Consider the following 20704-nt stretch of genomic DNA (forward strand, 5'->3'; position numbering starts at 1 on the left):
TGTTGCGGTAACCGTCAGTGCTGGTGGTGCGGAGCGTCCGCCCCGCTGGTGCGTGCAGGCCGCTCATTGGCCGGCGCAGGCGATGGAGCCCTCCTCCATGGGTGAAAAGGCGCCGTCGGTGCGCACGATCATCACCTGGATGCAGGTCTGTCCGCCGGGATTGGGCCGGATCTTCACGGGCGGTTTCGCGACGGACGTGAATTCCGCGCTGTTGCCGCCGATGGTGTACACCTTCCACTTGTAGGTGTCCCCGTCCTTGGGCTGCGGGTTGGTCCAGGTGAAGGTGGCTTCCCCGTCGGCCCCGATGGCACCCTTGAGCCCTTCGACGTCGGGGACGGTGCCGTTGTCCAGGGCGTCCGCGGGAGGTTTGCTGACCTGTTGGGTTTCCACGGCCTTGGGGGTGCCGGTGGCCGAGTTCGCCACCACGACGCCCACCACCGCCGCAAGTGCCAGCAGGGTTCCGCCGGCGAGGGCGAGCCAGAGGTTGCGTTTGCCGTGGTCGGCCTCGGGCGCCTGCCGGGGCTCCGCGGTTTTTACCGCCCGCTGGACCGTAGCGTCCGCGGCGGACGCCGGATCTTCCCTGCTGCCTGCCGGGCCGGTGACGGGTGCGCCATAGTGTGGTGCCGCGGCGCTGCCCCGGAGCACGGTGGACTGTGCCCACTCCCCCGCCCCGGCGCCGTCGGCTGCCTCCGGTGCGGCCGGCCCGGCAGGAAAGTTGGGTACGGACGGGGCGGCCTGCCATTGGCCTGGCGCGGCGGGAGTGAAGTGCGACGGCGGGGCCGCACCTCCCCTGGGACTGGTTGCGTCCGTGCCGCCGGCCTGGCTGGGCCGGGTGCGCGCGGGGAACGTCGGTGCGCTGCCGGTCCTTTCGGGATCGATGGCGGCAATGCTGCGGACCCGGGTTTCCTCGGTTCCGTCGTCCGGGTGGCTTTCCTCCTGCTGCGGCTCTTCCAGCACTTCGAACGGTGTGACGGAGAGGTTCAGTTCGGCCTGGATGCGCTGCAGTGCCAGGGCGAACGCGTGCGCGGAACTGTAGCGGGACTGTGCGGACTTGGCCATGGCCGTGGACAGGGCCAGTTCCAGGGATTCCGGCACGTCCGCCCGGCCCAGCCGCGGCAGGGCCATGTTGCTGATCCTGTTGATCAGTTCGCGTTGGGAGTTGTCCGCCCCGGGCATGACGAAGGGCGAGCGGCCGGCCAGCAGGGTGTACAGGGTGGCGCCGAGGGCCCATACGTCCACCATGACGCCGTCAACGCTTCCATCCCGGAACTGCTCGGGCGGGGACCACGGGATGGACATCCCCGAGTCGTCGTCCGTGTCGCCTGCCAGCGTTCCGGAGATTCCGAAGTCGGTCAGGGCCGGGCGGTTGTAGTCCGTCACCAGGATGTTGGCCGGCTTGATGTCGCGGTGGGCGATGCCGGCACGGTGCGCGGTTTCGACGGCGGACGCCACCTGGATGCCGACGGCCAGGACCTCGTCCACGCTGAAGCGCTGCCGCCGGTAGCGCACATCCAGGCTGGGCCGGGAGCAGTACTCCATGGCCAGGTAGGAATGTCCGTCGTCGGTCACTTCCGCTTCGAAAATGGTGACGATGTAAGGGTGCGAGGACAGCTGGGCCATCAGGTTGGCTTCGGACTCGAAACGCCGGCGGGCGCCCTCGGTCTTCAAATCGGAGAGCAGTACCTTGACCGCCACCTTGCGGCGCGGCCTGTCCTGTTCGTACAGGTAGACGTCGGAGAACCCGCCCGAGCCGAGCAGGCTGATGTACGTGAACCCCTGGATCCGGGGCGGCGGCGCTACTGGCCGTTTGGAACTCAAGGAATCTCCTCAAAACGCAGTGAGATGTTCTCGCCCAGCTCCGCGATGTCGCCGTCGAGCAGGATGGCCATCTCGTTCTGGGCCAGGCGGCGCGGCGGCTGGCCCTCACGCACCAGGACGGTGCCGTTGGTGGCTTTCAGGTCGCAGAGCATGACGTGCCAGCCTTCGAGCCGGACCTCGACGTGGGACCGGGAAATGTCACCGCCCGGGCTCGCCACCTGCACCAGGCGCGGCATCACACCGCCCTGGACGCGGGATACCGACGGTTGCCGCCCGATGACCATCGACTGGTCGAGGTCCAGCACGTCGCCGGTGGACAGGCGCACCCGTCCCAGCCTGGGGCGGGCCACCTGGACGGCATCCGGCAGCAGGCTGCCCCCGCAGGCGCTGCACAGGGCGCGGGTAGGCGGGTTGGCGTGACCGTGCGCGCAGACCCGGGCCAGCACCACTGGTCCATTGGCGGGGTCCTGGCCGGCGGCCGGAGCCGCCGGATGCGGAGCCATGCCGGGGAGGCTGCTCTTCATGACCGTCTCGCCGTCATGGTCGGGATCGAAGCCGGCGGCAGGGGCCTGGCTTGCGGTGAAGGCCTGCGCGGGACCAGGGTTCGCTGACGCTTCAGGGCCTGCCAGTGGAGTGAAGGCGGGCGGTGTACCCAGGGGTGGGCCGGATGGGGCCGACGACGGAGCGGTCGCCTCTCCGCGCGTGCGCCACGGTACGGAATCGATGAGGCCGCCCGCGGCAGGCGGGGCGGGAGCCTGCGCTTCCGGCCCGGGATCCGGGGCGGGGTTGGGGGCCTGCCTGGCGCCCAGGGCTGGGTCGCTGCCTGCTGAACCGTCTGCCCCGGCGCCCGGCCCGGCGTCGGAACCGGTCTGCTGTCCGGCCGTGGATGCGTCGCCGCCCGCGCCCACGGCGGCGGGCTGTTCGGCCGCCGGCAGCGCGGGCTGCTGGCTGACAGCCACGAGGCCGGAGTCGGCGTCGGGGTCCTCACGGACTGCCGCGTCCTCGATATTCCGCATCACGGTGCGGTCCCACAGGTGGTCGTAGGAGGTGGTCATTTCCACCGCGGGAGCGGCGTCAGACAGTCCGGCGTCACCGGCCGGCGGCGCCTCCTCCGCCGGCCCAACGTCGTCCCCCCTGCCGGACGCGTCCGCCGGGTCCGTGGGGATGATGGCGCCCGGGGCAATCGTGGCATCGGGGTCGGCGGCTTCCCCCGCCGTTTCCGGGGCGTCTCCGGTGTCCTCGGGGAGCCCCTCCTGGTCTTCCTCAAGCACTCCCAGCACCGTCTCGGCGGATGCCCCGTGCTCGGGAACGAGGGTACCGGGGAGCTCGTCCAGCCCGGCAAAGTCGGTACCTGTTGAGCTGGCTTCTGCACCCGGGTCCCCGGCCGTCCCTGCGGAATCCAGCGCAACCACACTCTCGACGACAACGGGAGTTTCGACCGGAACGGGGTTTTCGACGACAACCGGGTTGTCGACCGCAACCGGGTTGCCGGCGTCGTCCGGGCCCTGTGCCTCGCCAGGACTTTCTCCTGCAACCGCGTCTTCCGTGGCTGCAGCCGGGCTTTCCGTGGCTGCGGCCCCTTCCTGGGCGGCTGGGGCTGCAACGGCGGCGGGCCCGGACGGGACGCCGAACGTCAGCGCCTGCAGCAACACCACCCCCTCGCCGAGCGGCAGCTCGGGCTGGCCACCGCCGGCGTCAGCGATGTCCAGGCGGCACATCCCGGGGACGACAAACCGGCGTTCATTCCAGGTGGTGACGTCACGGCCGTCCAGGTCCACGGCTCCGCCGGGCTGCTCCACGCGAAGGTCGAGGTTACCGCGCAGGAAGACCCTCAGCGAGCCATTGAAGTCCAGGATGCCGAAGGAGGGTATGCGGGCCAGTGACCCGCCAGAGCTGCTGCTCACGGCAGCGAGGACCTCATGCGGTTCCGGGCGGGCCGCCAGGAGTTCCCAGAGGGCACCGGCGAGTTCGGCCGGTGACTCGGGACCCAGGAGGACGGCGGTGCCGGACCGGACGACACCAAGCCAGCTGCCCGGAATGTAGCTAGCGGCCGTCATTGCCGGCCTCCCCCTCGACGTCCCTGCCGGCCTCCGGCTGCTCAGGCAAGGGCTGCGTCGACGCGCCGTTGGCCAGCGGACGCGGCAGCGTCTCCTCGTCCCGGTCCGCAGGGCTGTAGCGTGGCGCGGTGGTGCCGGCGCCGTCGTCGCTCGCCACGTTCCTGGCGTCCACCACGATGGCCGTGACGTTGTCCCTGCCGCCGCTGCGCAGGGCGGCCTGGATCAGCGCATCCACGGCGTCCTGCGGTTGGGCCACTGTGCTGAGGATGCGAAGGATGTCCTCGTCCGCCAGTTCACCGGTCAGCCCGTCCGAGCAGACCAGGACCCGGTCTCCTTCCTCGACCGGGAGGAGCCAGTAGTCAGCCTCCGTCTCGTCCCCCGTGCCCAGGGCCCGGGTAACCACGTGCCGGCGGGGATGCACGGTGGCTTCCTGGGCGGTGATCTCGCCCGCGTCAACAAGTTCCTGGACCTCGGAGTGGTCCACGCTGATCTGCTCGAACCGGCCCTGGCTGAGCCGGTAGGTGCGGGAGTCGCCGATGTTCAGCACCAGCCAGTAGGGCATGCCCATCTGTTCCACCACCACCGCGCCCGTGAGGGTGGTGCCGGCGCGTGCCCCGGCGGCTTCACGGATCGAGTTGTCCGCCCGCACCAGGTACTGCTGCAGGACCGCGGCCGTAATGCTCCGCTCACCGGTGGCGAGCTGCGGAATCCCGGCCAGGGCCCTTACGCACAGGCCGCTGGCGATCTCGCCGGCCTCGTGGCCGCCCATGCCGTCCGCCACCGCGAAGACGGGATCCGCCGCAATGTAGGAATCCTCGTTCAGCTCCCTGCGGAGTCCCCTGTCCGTCCCGTAGCCGTAGGTGAGGCTAAGGCCCGGCCCCGGCTGGATGGTGGAGGAAACACTGGCGGGGTGCTGGTTCATGCCTGTCCTAGGTAAAAGGTGCGGTCTCCAAAATGCACGCTGGAGCCGGGGGTAACAAACGTTGGGACGCCCGGCGCCAAGGGGGTGCGGAGGCCGTCAGGGGTGGTCACGGCGCTGCCGTTGGTGGACTGCCGGTCCGTAACCCAGATCCCCGCACCATCGGTGAGCAGATGCATGTGGGTCTTCGAGATGGAGCGTCCGGGATCGTCCACAGTCAGCAGCTGGGCATGCTGTTCCCCGGGCTGGCCTACCGGGTTGCGGCCCACCAGGACGCTGCGGTCCAGCTGGAAGTCGCGGCCGTCGTCCAGGCGGATCCGCAGGACCGCCACGGGGGCGGGCCCGCCGGCATCCGAACGCACCTGGGTGCGTTCGACGTCGTCGTCAACGTGCGGCCCGGGCACCCGGTGGCCTGCCGTGGACGCCTGGACCCCCGGGGCGAACCCGTGGCTTCCGGCGGCCGGCTGGGCCGCGTTCGGCGGGACGGGCTGAGGGTTCTGGGTCGTTGCGGGATACGGGGTGGCAGGATACGGGGCGTCCTGCACGGACGGCGGTGCGAAGGAAGCAGGGCTGGTGTAGGGCATGGTCGGCGATGGAGTCGCGGCGGCCGGTGCCGGAGCCTGGTGTGCCGCCGCCTGGGGTGCAGCAGCCTGCGGTGCAGCAGCCACCTGCGGCGGCGCGAATTGCGGCAGCGGAGCCTGGGCGGCCGGCGGCTGGGCCGCCAGCGGCTGCGGGGCGGCCTGCGGCGTTGACTGCCGGGCTGCCGTGGCGTGGGCCGTCGCGGCCCCGGCCACCGGGGACAGTACCTGCTGGACGGGCGGAAGGTCCAGCGGCGCGAAGCTGTAGGGGCCTTGGATGCCCCCCGTGGTGATGGGGTCGCGGCCCGCCTTGACATCGAACATGAGGGTCTTGGCGGCGGTGTCGTTCCAGGCCCGCACGCCGCCGTTTTTGTCCCACTGGCTGGAAACCACCACCAGCACCGCCCACACGGCACCCAGCAGGAGCAGGGGGCCGAGGATGAACAGGGCGGCGTCAAACCACTTGAACACCACCACCAGGACGGCAGCCAACAGGGACAGCAGGACACCCGCGCCAGTGATAACGCCCCGAAGGAAGACACCTCCGGCCCCGGGCGCGTAGCCGTCCTGGTCCGCGCTGCGGATGCCCATCAGCAGGTTGCCGGGAGTCTTGCCGGTACGGGCTTCGAGGCCCAGCACCACAAACAGGTAGGCAAGGGTCAGCCCGAGGCCGATGCCGCCGAACAGCACCAGGGACGAGGTGTCATAGACAATGAAGCCGCCGCTTCGGGTACGGGTGATCCCGGCGAAGCCGATGGCGAACGTCACCACCAGCACCGCCACGCCGGGCAGCCAGTCGATGACGGCAGCGCCCAACCGCTTGCCCGCCGCAGCCGGAACAAGCTCGAGGTTTACTGCCATTCCCGTTCCTCCCCCTGGAGCGGCCCCCACCCTGGTGGAACCGCCGGCACTGCCCGGATCGGTGCCCGCACGAGCGGTACCCGGATATGCGATGCCCGCCGGCTGTGCTGCCGGGGGCCTTTCTACTACCGGGATAGTACCGGGAATCCCCGGCGCATGCGCGGCATGCCCGTCCCGGGCGCCGGCCTGGTCATCGTGCGGGCCGGGGCCCTGGGCACGGTTGCGGCGCGCCGCCCGGTTGGGCAGCGGCGCACCGCAGGCCGCGCAAAAGGTGGCTCCCGCGCGAACCGTTTGCTGGCACCGCGGGCAACGGTCGACGTCGGAGGTCACTGCTGGCTTGGTCCTTGCTCGTTGGTTCCCGGCTGGTTGGTTACCTGCTGGGTGGTCTCAGGGCGGCGACGGCCGGCGGACAGGGCCGCCAGCGCAGGCAACCCAGCCCGGAAGCGGCGAAGGGACAGCCCACCGCCCGAGTTCATCGCGGTTCGGGCGTCGCTAAGCAGCGAACGGGGTGAGAAACGTGCCTGTTGCCGGCGCCAGAACCCCACGGTGGCAGTCATCTCCTTGAGCGAGCCGTCCACGATGGTCCAGTACTCCTTGACTTCCTCTTCCGTGGGCTGGCCGGCGCCGAAGATGGAGGCATCGGCCCGGCGGGCCAGGAGTGTTGTGGTTCCCTGGCTGGCAGGGAACGCCTCGGCCAGCACAGCGGCGCTTTCCCGGCGTGTCGACCGGGCGTCGACGGCGGCACCCATGTCCGTGGCGAGGCTCACCACTTCGCTCCATCCTCCGCCGACGCGCTGGGCCGGATGGCCGTCGCGGAAGCGCTGTTTCCGGCGTCGTGTCTTCAGCAGGGCGATCAGCAACAACGGCAGCGCCAGGATCACCACGGGGATGGCGACGACGCCCAGGGCACCCAGCAGGGCGCCCCAGAACAACCACGGATTGTTCTTCTTCTGGTCGGCGTCCAGTGCGTCCGGCGACGAGTCCGGTGGCAGGTCCGCGGGCTCCTGCGGCGGGGGCGGCGGCTGCAGCACCTGCGGCTTGGGCTTTGACTTGCTTTCCGGGTCCGGCGGAATGGGGATGTTGTCCTTGGGCGGGGTGGGGTCAAAGCTGACCCAGCCGACGCGCTCGAACGCAACCTCCACCCAGGCGTGGACGTCCTTTCCGGTGATCTTCACTTCGCCGGCACCGTTTTCCGGGCTGGTGGGCTCAGGATAGAAGCCCATCACTACCCGGGACGGGATGCCCAGGTGCCGGAGCATCAGGGACATGGCCACGGCGTACTGCTCATCGTCGCCCAGCATCTGCTTGGCGGTGAGCAGGCTCCGGATCCGGGCCGAACCGTGGCCGGAAACGCTGGGCAGCTGTCCTTCGCTGACCAGGCCGTTGCTGAAGGCACCCGTCTTCTGGAAATGGGCCTCGATCTGGCGGACCCGGTCGATTGCCGTGGGGGCGTCCGCGGAGAGGTCGTTGGCCTGGGAGCCGACCACGGGCGGCACTTCCAGCGGATCCGGGAGGGAGACTTTCGCGAAGTCGTACTGGGTCAGCTGGCCGTGCTCAAGCTTGACGGGCTCCGACACCTGGACGCTGTACGAATCACCGCGGGTGAGGCCGTTGGTGGTGACGGCGGTGTCCGTCCCGGGGTTGAAGTAGAGGCCTGCGGCCGCAGCGGAACCGGACTGGTCAAAACTGATGCCGGTGGTCTTCCGGCCGCCGGGGACGAAGAAGCCCTGGTAGTCCTCAATGTTGATGTTGATCGAGTAATCCTTGGTGGGCACTCCCCCGGCCGAATCGGCAAGGGTGTTGATGGACTTGGCATCGCCCACCTTGCTGAAGTTGCCGGAGCCGTTGGGGTCCATGTTGTAGTTGGTCCCGTTGAAGGCGTCCAAGGCACCCAGCCGGACCCGGCCGTCCCGCGGCAGCCCCTTGACCACGAACAGGGTGTCGTCCTTCTTATCCTTGACGTAGGTCCGGAAACTCGCCAGCGGCGTGACGTAGTCCTTGGGGTCGAACGGCGGGACCACCACGTTCCGGAGGACTTTCCGGTCCTCGCCGGCGTTGACCAGGGGCGCGGCCACGGCGGTGACGCCCACGCTGAGGGCAATCACGCCCGCTGCCATTCCCAGCCGCCGGATTTGGGCACGCCGGGCCGTGCCGCTGTCAGCCTGCGGGGTGTTAACGGCAACCCGTCGGGTGCTGTCCCGCCTCAGGATGTCACGGCGGAACGTGGCCCAGGCTATGCCGAGGACTGTCAGGCCAATGCCGCGCTCCAGGGTCAGGAACGCCGCGTTGGTGCTGAAGGCAATGCCGGCGACGAACAGGACCAGGACCGGCAGCAGGGGCAGGTAGGGGCTCCGCGCGCGCCACGTCAGGAGCGCGGCCACGAGTGCGGTGATAAGCGAGCTGAGGAACGGCACGATGAGAACGCCGCCGGCAGTTCCCACCGGCACCCCGACGGTGAGCATATCCTTCCAGGCGAACACGACGCCCAAGAGCAGGGTCCGCAGGGAATCCAAGGAGGGGACAAAGCCGGCGATGGCCGAGTCCGGCACCGCAAGCCAGGTCCCGAAGACCAGGTACGCTGCCAGCGCCAGGGCCGTGGTGATCAGCAGGCCCAGGCGCAGCTGCGCGTTGGCGGCGCCAATGCCCAGGCCAAGCATGATGCCGCCGAATCCGGACAGCAGGTAGTAGGGATCGCCGCCGAAGCTCAAACCGAAGCCGAGCAGGCCCAGCCCCAAGAGAACAACCAATGCGCCGGCGTCGAGCAGGAAATGCCACGGCCGGCCGTGGGCAAAGGCGGACTCCGGGCTTGCGGCCTTGCGGCGTGAACGGGTTTGCGGGATCTGGCCCGGTGCGGCGCTCATGCGGCAGCCTTTCTCAGCACGATGGCAAGGTCGGCCAGGTCGCCGAGGGTCAGGACGGTCAGGTCTGCGATGTTGGCCCGGGTGGGTGCTGCCCCGGCTTCCACCCGGACGGCCAGACTGCGGACTCCGGGCGGGACGGAGGCGGCTGCGGAACGGAGTTGGGTGGCGGTCACGTTGCTTCCCACCACGAAGAACACCACGGACGCGTTGGGGACGGTGTCCGCCAGGGTCCGGGCAAGGTCGACGGCGGTGCGGCGCATTGGGGCGCCGACGATCCGGGTCATGTCATCGAGCAGGTTGCGGCCGGTTTCACAGCGCAGCGGCCCCTTCTGGGTGAGGACATCCAGTTCGCGCTGTTCTCGGATGGCCTGCCGGCCGATGGACCCTGCCACCGAGATGGCCAGCTCGAATTCGTTCTCGGAGGCGTATTCCTCCGTGTTGATGGACAGCGAGATGGCCAGGTGGGCGCGGCGGGTTTCCTCGAACTGGCGCACCATCAGCTTGTTGGTCCGGGCGGTGGTCTTCCAGTGGATGTGCCTGCGGTCGTCCCCGGGCACGTAGTCGCGCAGGGCGTGGAAGGAAACGTCGGCGCTGGACAGGTCCGTGGTTGGCATGCCCTCAAGGTCGCGGATGAAGCCCGCCGCCGAACCGGCGAGGGCTACGGTCCGCGGATGCACGAACAGGTCTTCCGGCTCGGTCCAGAGGACCTGCCGGCGCAGGAGGTGCAGCGGGTCGGCCCGGACGGAGCGGACCGGTCCCACCACGATGACGGCACGCCGTGCGGTGGGAATGGTGAAGAGGTCCTCGTGGACCTGGCCCGGCTTCATCCGGGGCAGGTGGAATACGGCGGTGGTGCTGCCAACCGGAAGTTCCAGGGCCGCAGGCAGCAACGGCCGGGCGGAGGTATTGGAGACGGCGATGCTTCCGACGGCGCTGTCCCCCACCGCCACGCGGGTCCGGGCAAGGTCCAGGACCACGCCGTAGGAGGACCGGCCCAGGATGAAGGCGACCGCGATCACGAACATGGCGAAGGCGGCGATGGCGGCTGCCGTGGCTTCCTGCCAACCGAACGCCTGGCCGGTGGTCCACAGCAGGACGGCAGCGGCGATCACGGACCAGCCCAGGATGCTGACCACGGACAGCACCGGCCAAACGTACTTCAGCCAGGTGGTCCGGATGGTCCGCCAGGCCGGGGTCAGGGCAAGGAGGGCCGTGTTGCTGGCTTCAGACCACACCGCAGCGGGGTGCAGGCGGGTGGGGCGGCCGTTCCGGTGGAAAAGGAGCTGGATCCGCTCCCCGAGCCGGGTCAACGGGGTGCCGCTGGACGTGCCGTCGGACATGTGGGTGTGCCTTCGTTGTTGCGGTGGAAAGGAAAAGGGGCCGGCGTGCAGCCGTTGGTTGCGCGCCGGACCGGTCAGGCGTTGGTGCGCTGCTGCGGGGCGGCGACGTCGGCCAGGATCCTGGCCAGGACGGCCTCGGCGGTGGCGCCGGAGAATTCGGCCTCCGGGTCCATCACGAACCGGTGCGTCCACACCACGGGCGCCAGTTCCTTGATGTCATCCGGCAGGACGAAGTTCCGTCCCTGCGAGGCAGCCCAGACCTTGGCGGCCCGGACCATGGCCAAGGCACCGCGAACGGACACGCCCAGCCGGGTCTCGGGAGCGCTGCGGGTCTCCTCGCACAGCCGCGAAATGTACTCCAGCACCGCGGTATCCACGTGCGCGGTGGCGGCGAGGTCTGCCATGTCCGCCACAGCCTGGGTGGTGATCACGGCGGACAGTTCCTTGGAGCGGTCCTTCAGGTTGTTGCCGCCCAGCAGACGGACCGTGGAGGCGTGGTCCGGGTACCCGATGGAGGTCTTGATCAGGAACCGGTCCAGCTGGGCTTCGGGCAGGCGGTAGGTACCGGCCTGTTCGATCGGGTTCTGGGTTGCCATGACCATGAACGGCCGGCCGGCGGAGTAGGTGACGCCGTCCACAGTGACCCGGGACTCTTCCATGACTTCCAGGAGCGCCGACTGGGTCTTGGGCGAGGCGCGGTTGATTTCGTCAGCGAGCACGATGTTGTTGAAGACCGGCCCCTTGTGGAACTCGAACTTCTGCGTCTTCTGGTCATAAATGGTCACGCCGGTGACGTCGGACGGAAGCAGGTCAGGGGTGAACTGGATGCGGTTGTTGGACCCCTGCACGGTGGCCGCGAGGGCCCGGGCCAGTGAGGTCTTGCCGGTTCCGGGCGCGTCCTCGAACAGGACGTGGCCCTCCGCCAGCATCGCCGTGAAGGTCAGCCGGATGACGTGTTCCTTGCCCAGCACCGCCTGCCCCACGTTGGCAACCAGCTTTTCGAACGTACCGGCAAACCACTCGGCCTGCTCCATGGTCATGGTCATGAAAAGTTCCTCACTTCATAAGACGTTTCGGTGAAAGTAAGCCCGGTGAAATCAACATCTGCCGACGTCCGGGCCACTGATGTCGATGGTTGCCAGCTTCACGTACCAGCCCGGGTGCGGACCGCCGTCCATCCGATACCACTTGTAGTAGGTGGGCGGATTGGATGATTCGCTTGAACCGTAGATGTTCATCCAGCATGCGCTGGGGATCCAGCCGTCCGAGTAGGACACCCAGTTCGCACTGTTGCCTCCACACGAAGGAGGCGGCGAGCTGAAGCGGTCGGGGACCCCCGGTTTACCGGGACAACTGTTGACGTCGGAAGCCTTGACCCTGACCTTGGTCTGGGCGGGGGGCGGGGCGGGGTCTGCACCGGAGGTGGAGGTTGCGGGACCCCCCACGGCGCCATCCACCACCGTTACTGCTTTGACCCGGAGATTGTGGCTCTTGCTCCAGCCCCCTGCACCGGCATCGAACTTGTTGGCCGTGCCGACATTTTGCCACCCGCCATTATCCAGGCTGACTTCGTAGTGGTTGAGCGCACGGCCATTGGTAGCGGGATCATTCCACGTCCAGTGCACCTGGCCGTCGCCCTTGGTGGAGTTTTGGCCATTCACGTTCGGCGCGTTTGCCGGTCCGTACGGATTGCCGGTACCCACAGCCTTGGCGTCGCTGGACATAGTGTTCTTCGTGGACGTCGCCACAATGGTCACCGTGATGTCCCGGCCGTTGGTCATGCCGCCGATGGTGCCGCCGCCTGCGGCGATCGGGCCGCTCTTGCCGTCGGCGTTGTACGAGTAGGTGATCTCGCTGGCCGTGGAGCCGTTGCGCTGGGCCTCGCCCAGCGGCGTGAAGGTCACCTTGAGCTGACCGCTGGTGCCCGTCTCAGCGACGGAGCCGCTGCTCACCGGGCTCGGCTTGCCGGCCGCCCGGATCGCCGCGGACTGCGGACTGGTGCCGCCGGTCCCCGCCTTGTTGGTGGCGGACACCGTGAAGGTGTAGTTCGTTTCTGAGTTGTCAACGGTGACGTTCTGCGAGGTGCCCGAAACCTGCTGGCTGGCCACCGGAGCCCCACCCCGCAACGTAGTCAGGGTGTAGGCGGAGACGGCGTCGCCGTTGTTGTTGGGGGCGGACCAGACCACCCGCAACTGGCTCTGGGAGCCCAATGGGGTTGCCTGGGACACGTTCGGAGCGGTGGGCGTCGCGGGAACTCCGGCGGGGACCTCGGCCGCCGAATACGGGCTCCATTCGGACGGTTCCTTGGCGTCGTTGCGCGCCAGGACCCGGACCTTGTAGGACACCCCGTTCTGCAGCCCCTTCCACACGTAGCTGACTGACGTCAGGTTCTGGATCTGTGCGTTCTGGCCGGCCGGTGCAGGAGAAATCTCCAGGTCGTAGGACTTCACCGGTGATCCCTTGCTTGCCGGCTGCGTCCAGTTGACGGTCAGCTGTTTGTCGCCGAAGGCCAGCGAGGGCGCCATGGGGGTGTCGGGCTTTACGTCCGGCCGGACATCGGCCGAGGCCGGGGAGCGGTCGGACTCACCGAACTCATTCGTGGCCGTCACCTGGAAGTGGTAGGTGGTGTTGTTCGTCAGGCCATTTAGGGTGCAGGTGTTGGCCGGACAGTCCTGGCGGAACCCGCCCTCGCCGTACACGGTGTATTTGGTGATGACAGAGCCTCGGTCCGCCGGGGCGGTCCAGTTCAGCAGCGCCGTGCGGTCACCCACGCTCTGCGCCTGCGGTGTGGTGGGTGCCGCCGGCTTGTCCTTGACAGTCAGCCGGATCCTTGCTGTTGCGTTGCGGGAATCGTCACCGGTCTTGTCTGCCACCGTGTAGGCCACCACCATGGTTCCCGTGAAGCCCGGGGCGGGCGTGACAGTCACCGAGTCGCCGTTGACACTTACAGAGCCGCTGCCCGTTTCGGTGTTGGCGGCAATGATCTTCAGCGGGGTCTCGGGGAACGGGTTGGCGTCGTTGGCCAGCACGTTGATGGTGACGGGCTTGCCCGCGGCGGCGTTCGCTTCGACGTCGTCGTTGGCTACCGGTTTGGGCCGGTTGGAGGCCGTCACCGACAGCTGGTAGGTGGCCTTTGCCTCAAGGCCGCGCGGATCAGTCGCCTTGACCTGGACGGCGGCCTTGGTACCCGTGGCGGTGGAGTCTGCCGCCGAGGCCTTAAGGGTCTTGCCGTCGATGCTTACGTTGAAGCCGCCGGGCGATCCGCCCACCAGTTCATATTTCATCTTCTCGACGTCGCCGTCGTCAGGGTCAGAGGTCAGCTTGCCCAAGTCGGTGCCGGCCGAGTCACCCTTGGGAACGTCCACGTTGGCGCCCAGCAGCTCCGGCGGGTGGTTCTTGTTGGGGTCCGGCAGGACCTTGGTGCGGATGCTCAGGGTGGATTTCAAACCGGCGGGATCGTCGGGTCCGGTCCCGTCGGTCACTTCGAACGTGAGGGATCCAGGACCCACGTAATCCGTCCCGGCGGTGTATTTCAGGCCGGTGCCGTCGCCAATCACGGGGTTGCCGCCGTCGGCGCCGATGAGTTTGATCCGGTCCGCCTGGGTCAGCCGCGGCGACCTGCCCTCGCGGACCTTCACCCATTCGCTGAGCTTCACGTCAAGAGACTGACCAGCCACCACTTCCAGGACGTCGTCCTTGGCCAGGGTGGGAACCTGCTGTCCCAGGCCCGGCACCCAGATGATGGCCGTGGACTGCAGCCCGTCCACGTCTTCCACGGTGTACGGGATGAGCTGTGGATCCTTGGTCAGGTCAACCAGGACGTTGCGGTTGCCGCCAGGCCTGGCGGTGGTGGCCTCCGTGCTGATCTTGAGGTTCTCGCCCACGCCGTCAGGGTCCTCGTCGTTCTTGAGGACCGGGACGTCCACGGCGGTCTTGCCCATTGCCTGGGCGGACGTCACCCGGTCATCGCGGGCGATCGGCGCCTTAAGGGGCACGTCGTTATCGACCACCAGGCGGATGGTGGCCTGGGCGGTGGCGTCCCGGTCATCGGCGATGGTGTACCGCACACTGTAGGTCCCGGCTTCGTTGGGAGCCAGCAGGATAATCCGTCCGCTGTTCTTGCTCACGGTGGCCTGCAGCGCGGGGTCGGCCTCTATACCGTCGGTCATGATGCGGATGCGGTCGCCGTCGGGGTCGGTGTCGTTCGCGATGGCGTCGACGGCGATCTGCCGGCCGGGGCGCACCCGGACTTCGTCGTCAACGGGGGTGGGCTTTTGGTTCGTGTCACCGCGCGGCGCGATGCCCACCGTAACGGTGCCTGTGTTCACTGCCCCCTGGCGGTCCACCACCTTGTAGCGGAACGTATCGGTACCGGCCCCGTCGCCCGCGGCTATGAAGTCGATGAAGTTGCTGCCCACCGTGGCTGTTCCCATAGCCGGGGTGCTGTCGATTCCCGTTAGTTGGACGGAGTCGCCGTCGGGATCGATGCCGTCCAAGGGAACCGGGATCCGGACCGTCCCGGCAGCCACCACCCGGGCGGTGAGGTTCCTTGGCTGGGGCCGGGAGTTCTGGGCGCCTTCCAGCGGAAGGATGTGGATGGTCACCGCGGCGGCACTCTTCTGGCCCTGCGGATCGACGGCGTTGTAGATGGCGCGCACCGTCTTGGGCTGGCTGCCGGCGATAAAGCGGACGGTGTTCTCGGAGACGAAGCTCTTGCCGTCAGCCGGGTCCACGGCCTGCGGCAGGACGGGGTCCACGGTCAGTTCCTGCCCCTGCGGGTGGGTGTCGTTGTCAAGGACGGGAATGGTGACGACGTCGTTGACGCGGACGTTTACTTCATCAGGCTTGGGCTGGGGTGCTTCGAGCACGGCCGGCGCCGGGACGGGCACCACGGAAACACTGCCGGTCGCGGATTTCTTGCCGTTGGACATGGTGTACTCGAACAGGATGGGATCCTTCGTCCCCCGGATGTCGGTGATCCGCAGGACGCTGTGGTTGATCACGCTGACCGATACCGGGGCGTTGTCCGGGATTTTGACGGATTGCAGCACCAGGACGCCACCGGAGGGGTCGGAGTCGTTGGCCAAGGGATCCAGCAGGACACTGCCTCCGGTGGGCATCAGCGCGACGTCGTGGACCGCGACGGGGTCGCCGCCGTCATTGCCGGATTCGACGTCGACGCGGATCAATCCCTGGCTGCTCTGCGGCCCATTGCTGGCAATGTACGTCAGGTACACCGGCCCGGGGGTGCTGCTGCGAAACGTGAAGGTGCCGCCGTCCGTGACGGGCCCGAGTTCGGCCGGTCCGTTGGCTTCCACCTGGGCCAGCCGGAGGGCACCGCCGTTCGGGTCGACGTCGTTCTTCAACGGCGAGATGACCAAGTCCTGGCCCACGACGGCGGTGACATGGTCCGCGTTGACCACCGGCGCCAGGGCGCCGGGGGGCTGGACGTTGACCACCACCTTGCCGGTGACCGTGGCGCGGCCGTCCCAGATGGTGACCTGGACGTTCTTCTTGCCGGCGGTCGCACCGGAATCCTGGAAGGTGAGCAGGCCGTCGCGCCGGACCTTGACCTGGTCCTGGTCGTTGTCGGCCTTCGCGTCGAGGAGGACCAGATCATCGCCGTCGGGGTCGATCCAGTCCGTCAGGATGTTCTGGCTAACCGTCTTGCCCTGCTCCACCAGCATGGTGGTGTCCTCGCCGCGCTTGAACTTGGGCGGCTTGTTTTCGTCAGGCCCCACAACGCTGAGCGTGACCTGCCCGGTGGCGGAGAGCCCGCGGCCGTCGGAGGCGCTGTAGTTAAAGGTCTCAGTGCCTGGTTTGGCATCCGCCGGAACGGTGATCTGGAAGGCAGTGCCGCCGTAGATGCTTTCGAGGGTGCCCGATTTGGGTGCTGCTTCCGGCGCCACGGCAGCGGTCAGGACGTCGCCGTCGGGGTCCGAGTCGTTGTCCAGGACGCTGAGGATCGTAGTGCGGCCAGGGCGGACGCCGATGGCGTCGGGCTTGGTTTCCGGTGGCCGGTTGGGTTTAGTGCGGTCCGGCAGGACGTTGATGGTGTTGTTGTCTGCCGATTCCTGGTCCTGGTCATCGGACTGGTTCTTGGGGGGGACGACGTCGTCCCAGTTGTTGACCAGCTGCATGTTCTGGTTAACCAACCACACATTGCCCGAATTCACATCATTCAGGACCACCAGGTCCCGGTTCACCCGGAACACATACGACGGCGACGCACTCGCCTTCGGCACCGCAACATTCTTGTCGTCCGCATCATTGGTGCAGTCCCGGATGTACTTGTTGGCTCCCGACCACGCCGCGTGCACACACCCGCCCAACTGCACCGGAGCCGCAGGCACGCCCTCACCATCGAACGAGACCGTCTTCGCCGTCGCCCCGTCCAGGGGCTGCTTCAACAACGCCTTCCGCGTCGCAACGGCAACAAAATCACTGCCCGGCCCTGACTGCTGCAACTTCGCATCCCGCGCATTCTCCAGCACCAGCCGCTTACCGCCCGGCAAAAACAGGTTCCCCGCCGCGGCATCCAGCACCACCGGTTTGTCCCCCACCACCGTCATCTGCAGATCGCCGGAACCCTTAAGCCCCTCCCAGGTACTGGACTCGGAGGACGTCACCGCACCATTGGCATCCACCCCTGTCACGGACACCACACCGGACTTCGGGTCCGCCGAATAAATCCGGTCATCAGACCCCACCGCGGAAACAATTCCCTCAGAACCCACCATGACGGGCTCCGATGCTTCCTCATCAAAACCATTCACCGTCGACGGCGACACGGCCCAGACCTTGCCCGACGCCGGATCCGTCACCGAAATTGTCTGCGCCCCAAAGCTCACTGCCGCGGAACCCGGCAGCTGCTTGTCTCCACCCAGGCGCATATTCGCCGGGGACACCTGGTTCAGCGTCGAACCGGTCGCGTCGTCAACAAACACCTCGCCTGCATGCTGCAACACATCAAACGTGGTGGACGCCGGCGTCACAGCACCATCAAGCACCCGCGAAGGATAATTCAACCGCCCAACAGCGTTCTTGGACTTTGACACCACCCACACGCCGCCATCGTTCAGCTCAACCTCAGTGGTCTTGAACCCCGGGTACAACACCGCACCGGTCACCACCACTGCCACCGCCACACCAAACGCAGTCCCGGCGGCGGCCTTCTTGTGTCGCTTCTTCAGCCCAAGCTTCCCCAGCAGAGTTGTCACAGCGTTACTTTTCCCTCAGATTGTGTTGCCAGATACGGTCCTGTTCGCGGGACAGGCAGTAGGCTTTCTTTCCCCGGGCCAAGAGTACCGAAGCCCCGCAAGACCCCGCGATGGGGACCTCTATCCGGGGCTTCCAGGGCATGGCGGAACCAGGATTTTCAGCGCGCGTTTGGTCGCGTCGGTTCATGCAGTCTTATCCCCCGATAGCTCTCTGCCCCTGCCGGCAGCCGGTGGCACTGGACCCCGGGCACCACAACCATACCGCCATCCGCCAACAAGTGGACAAATTGTTTTCGGGCCGCCCTCGGCACCCGTGGCCGGATGGTGCCCTTAGTCCAGGACCAGGCCCTGGCCGCGCCCGCGGGTGAGGCGGACCGGTTTAATTTCGCCGAAACCGCGGACATTTTCCGGATCCTGGGGAATCATGACGAACCGCTCGTCGTGCTCCAGTGCGGAGGCGGTCATCGAGTCCACCAGCACGGTTCCCGGGTCCGCGAGCGTGGTGAGGCGGGCCGCCAGGTTGACGGTGGGGCCGTAAATGTCACCGAGGCGGGACAGGATCCTTCCCCACACCATGGCCACCCGGGCTTCCGGGAGGATTTCGTCTGCGGTGAAGGCTTCGGCGAGCGCCAGGGAGATCTCGGCACCGGCTGCGGGTGTTTCGGCAATGTACAGGACTTCGTCGCCCACGGTCTTGACCAGCCGGCCGCCGCCCACCGAAATGATTTCAGCGCATTTGTTTTCGAACCGCTGGACCAGGCGGGCCAGGGTTTTTTCGTTCATCCGCCGGGACAGGCTGGTGTAGGACACCAGGTCGGCGAAGCCAACCGCGCGTGCCAGCGGCAGCGGCGCATCGTCCTCGTCGCCTTCCCGGCCTTCCTCGCTGGCCTGGAGGCCGGCCTCGGCGCGCACGGCGAGCCGCTGGACGCCTGCGTTGAGCTGGCGGCGCCATGAGTACACGAGCACTTCCTCGAGCGCGTCCACGAGGGCCGGCAGTTCGTTGACCAGGCGCTTGCGGGCCACGGCGTCCGTGACCCCCTGTTCGTGGACCATGTCCTCCACCAGGGCCTCGATCTGCCACACGACCATGCGGTCCGTCATTTGGCCGATCGCGCGGGTGACTGAAATCGCCGCTTCCTCGGTGAGTTTTCCGGCGCGGACAAGGTCCACCACGGTGGACAGTGCCGCCTGGTCGCGTTCGGTGAAGGCAACGTCTTCGTCGCCAAAGTTCGGGAAGCCAAGGGCGCGCCATAGTTTGCGGGCGGAGAGGAGGGAAAGACCGGCGCCGGCGGCCACTTCACGACGACGGAGCTTGCGTTCCCCGCCAAGGAGGCGCGCTTCCAGGGCCTTCATGGCGAGGCGCTCGGCGGACATGGCCCCGGTGGGCGGGTGCCTGTCCGCGCCGGTATCGTGCGCGGAGGTGTCGGGCGCGACGGCGGCGGCGTCGTCCATGGCGGCGATGCCGGGATCGATGCTGCTGACGCGTTCCTGCTGGTCCTCATCGGTCATCCCGTCCACCTTCTCTCATGTCCTCCGGAAAAGCACCGGCGGGATAAAACGTCGCACCCGGCACGGCATCTGGCTGGTCCGGCAGTTCCCCGATGGCGTCGAGGATAAAGTCGCGGAACCGGGCAACCTCGGGCACGTCCGGAAAGGTCACCACGCCCTGGTACCCGGTTTCCAAGGATATATTCCCGGAGCGCACCAACCGCTGAAGGAGCGATTCGTGGACGGTCAGGTTACGCACGGATACCAAGTTCACTTGTTGGTCGCGCCGGTTCAGCATGCCGCACCGGGCCACCATCCGCTGGCTGGTCAGGGTGTAACGGGTTCCCTGCCAGCGGAGGAGCCGCGGCAGGCAGTAGCCCAGCCACACGGCGGCGACGGCAAGGACGCAGCCGGCCACGAGCCAAGATGTCCATTGCCGGTTCAGGACCGGCGCCACCCGGGCAGCACCGCCGCGGATGATCCAGGCGCTGGCAAAGGCTGCCAGCGCGGGGGCGAGCACGAAGGCTGCGGCGGCACCGGCGAGCTTCCTGGGCTGCGGGCGGGTGGTGACGATGACTTGTTCCCCGGGAAGGAGGCTCTTACGCATAACCGCCTTGGCCGGAGTCTTCCGGTGCTGTCCACGCCCTCAGGTGCACCACGTCGCCGGCCGTCACCACATGCTCCCGCGCATCGCGGTCCACCACCAGCAGGGAGCCGTAGTCATCCAGCCGGGAAGCGTGTCCAATGATCTCGTGGTCGCCGGGCAGCTGTGCACGCACCTGCTTGCCCAGCGTGACCATCACAGCCTCTATCCGCTTGTGCAGGGAAGGGCCGCCGGCCATCCCGGCAGTGGGGTCGCCGTCGGCGTTGCAGAAACTGCGGTACAAGGTGGCGAAGTGGGTGAGGTAGCTCTTGAGCAGGACGGTGCGGTCGGTGGTCCGGGCGCCTTCGAGTGCCACCGAGGTTGCGGTGGGAACCGGGAGTTCGCGTTCACGCAGGGTGACGTTCAGGCCGGTGCCGAGGACCACCGCGGGCACCTTGCCGTCAGCCATCGGACCAAGCTGGGCCAGGATGCCGGCGATCTTCCGGCCGCGCACCAGGACGTCGTTGGGCCATTTGAGCTCGGCCGGGATGCCGGCGGTATCCAGCAGGGTCTCGCGCAGTGCGAGGGCGGCGATGAGGGACAACCAGGAGTAGCTCTGGGTGGGGAGGGGCCGGCCCTCCGCATTGACGGGACGCAGCACCACGGAGACGGACACCGAGCTCAGCGGCGGTGCTTCCCAGCGCCTGTCCAGCCGGCCCCTGGCGGCTGTCTGGTATTCGGCGGTCAGGACTGAGAGGTCCGGCCAGGCCGACGGGTCCACCGTGACGGCACGAAGGAGGTCCGCGTTGGTGGAACCCGTCGAATCCACGACGTCGATCCGGGGAATGCCTGTGGCGGAGAGGAAACGCTGGTCGGCCAGGTCCACTCGGTTCAGGGGGGTGCCCGGTACGTGCGTGTCATCCATACCTGAATCCTACCGAGCGAAGCTGGAGACCACCCATCAGCGCAGATTCCTCCC

General features: G+C 67.8%; 11 protein-coding genes. All 11 read right to left on the bottom strand.

Annotation, left to right across the window (positions count from 1 at the left end):
- Window positions 1-63: 63 nt before the first annotated feature.
- The 11 genes from QRM95_RS14210 to QRM95_RS14260 all read right to left on the bottom strand — a co-directional run bounded on the left by QRM95_RS14210 (window position 64) and on the right by QRM95_RS14260 (window position 20650).
- Window positions 64-1818, bottom strand: a complete 1755-nt coding sequence (locus QRM95_RS14210) for a serine/threonine-protein kinase (RefSeq protein WP_285248203.1) — start codon at window positions 1816-1818, stop codon at window positions 64-66.
- Entirely contained in the window at window positions 1815-3875 is a 2061-nt protein-coding gene (locus QRM95_RS14215; RefSeq protein ID WP_285248204.1) for an FHA domain-containing protein, read from the bottom strand. Before QRM95_RS14215 ends, QRM95_RS14210 begins: the two co-directional genes overlap by 4 nt.
- Window positions 3862-4797 carry a PP2C family protein-serine/threonine phosphatase gene (locus QRM95_RS14220; RefSeq protein WP_285248205.1) on the bottom strand — a complete coding sequence of 312 codons (936 nt, stop codon included), beginning with the start codon at window positions 4795-4797 and terminating at the stop codon, window positions 3862-3864. The genes QRM95_RS14215 and QRM95_RS14220 overlap by 14 nt, the downstream gene beginning before the upstream one ends.
- The gene (locus tag QRM95_RS14225; RefSeq protein ID WP_350223885.1) at window positions 4794-6563 is read right to left on the bottom strand and encodes an RDD family protein; all 1770 of its coding nucleotides are present in this window, start codon (window positions 6561-6563) and stop codon (window positions 4794-4796) included. The genes QRM95_RS14220 and QRM95_RS14225 overlap by 4 nt, the downstream gene beginning before the upstream one ends.
- On the bottom strand, window positions 6560-9094 hold the full coding sequence (locus tag QRM95_RS14230) for a transglutaminase-like domain-containing protein (RefSeq protein ID WP_285248207.1): 2535 nt from the start codon (window positions 9092-9094) through the stop codon (window positions 6560-6562). The genes QRM95_RS14225 and QRM95_RS14230 overlap by 4 nt, the downstream gene beginning before the upstream one ends.
- Entirely contained in the window at window positions 9091-10434 is a 1344-nt protein-coding gene (locus QRM95_RS14235) for a DUF58 domain-containing protein (protein WP_285248208.1), read from the bottom strand. The genes QRM95_RS14230 and QRM95_RS14235 overlap by 4 nt, the downstream gene beginning before the upstream one ends.
- 74 nt (window positions 10435-10508) lie before the next feature.
- Window positions 10509-11480, bottom strand: coding sequence for an AAA family ATPase (locus QRM95_RS14240; RefSeq protein ID WP_285248209.1), 972 nt, complete (start codon window positions 11478-11480; stop codon window positions 10509-10511).
- 51 nt (window positions 11481-11531) lie between these two features.
- Window positions 11532-17654 carry an Ig-like domain-containing protein gene (locus QRM95_RS14245; RefSeq protein WP_285248210.1) on the bottom strand — a complete coding sequence of 2041 codons (6123 nt, stop codon included), beginning with the start codon at window positions 17652-17654 and terminating at the stop codon, window positions 11532-11534.
- Between the two features lie 330 nt (window positions 17655-17984).
- The gene (locus QRM95_RS14250; RefSeq protein ID WP_285248211.1) at window positions 17985-19163 is read right to left on the bottom strand and encodes an adenylate/guanylate cyclase domain-containing protein; all 1179 of its coding nucleotides are present in this window, start codon (window positions 19161-19163) and stop codon (window positions 17985-17987) included.
- Window positions 19153-19749 (bottom strand): PH domain-containing protein, encoded by a 597-nt coding sequence (locus QRM95_RS14255; RefSeq protein WP_285248212.1) that lies wholly within the window; start codon window positions 19747-19749, stop codon window positions 19153-19155. Before QRM95_RS14255 ends, QRM95_RS14250 begins: the two co-directional genes overlap by 11 nt.
- Window positions 19742-20650 (bottom strand): biotin--[acetyl-CoA-carboxylase] ligase, encoded by a 909-nt coding sequence (locus tag QRM95_RS14260; protein WP_285248213.1) that lies wholly within the window; start codon window positions 20648-20650, stop codon window positions 19742-19744. The genes QRM95_RS14255 and QRM95_RS14260 overlap by 8 nt, the downstream gene beginning before the upstream one ends.
- Between the last annotated feature and the right edge of the window lie 54 nt (window positions 20651-20704).

It is taken from the genome of Pseudarthrobacter sp. efr-133-R2A-89 (assembly GCF_030209315.1).
Lineage (GTDB): Bacteria > Actinomycetota > Actinomycetes > Actinomycetales > Micrococcaceae > Arthrobacter.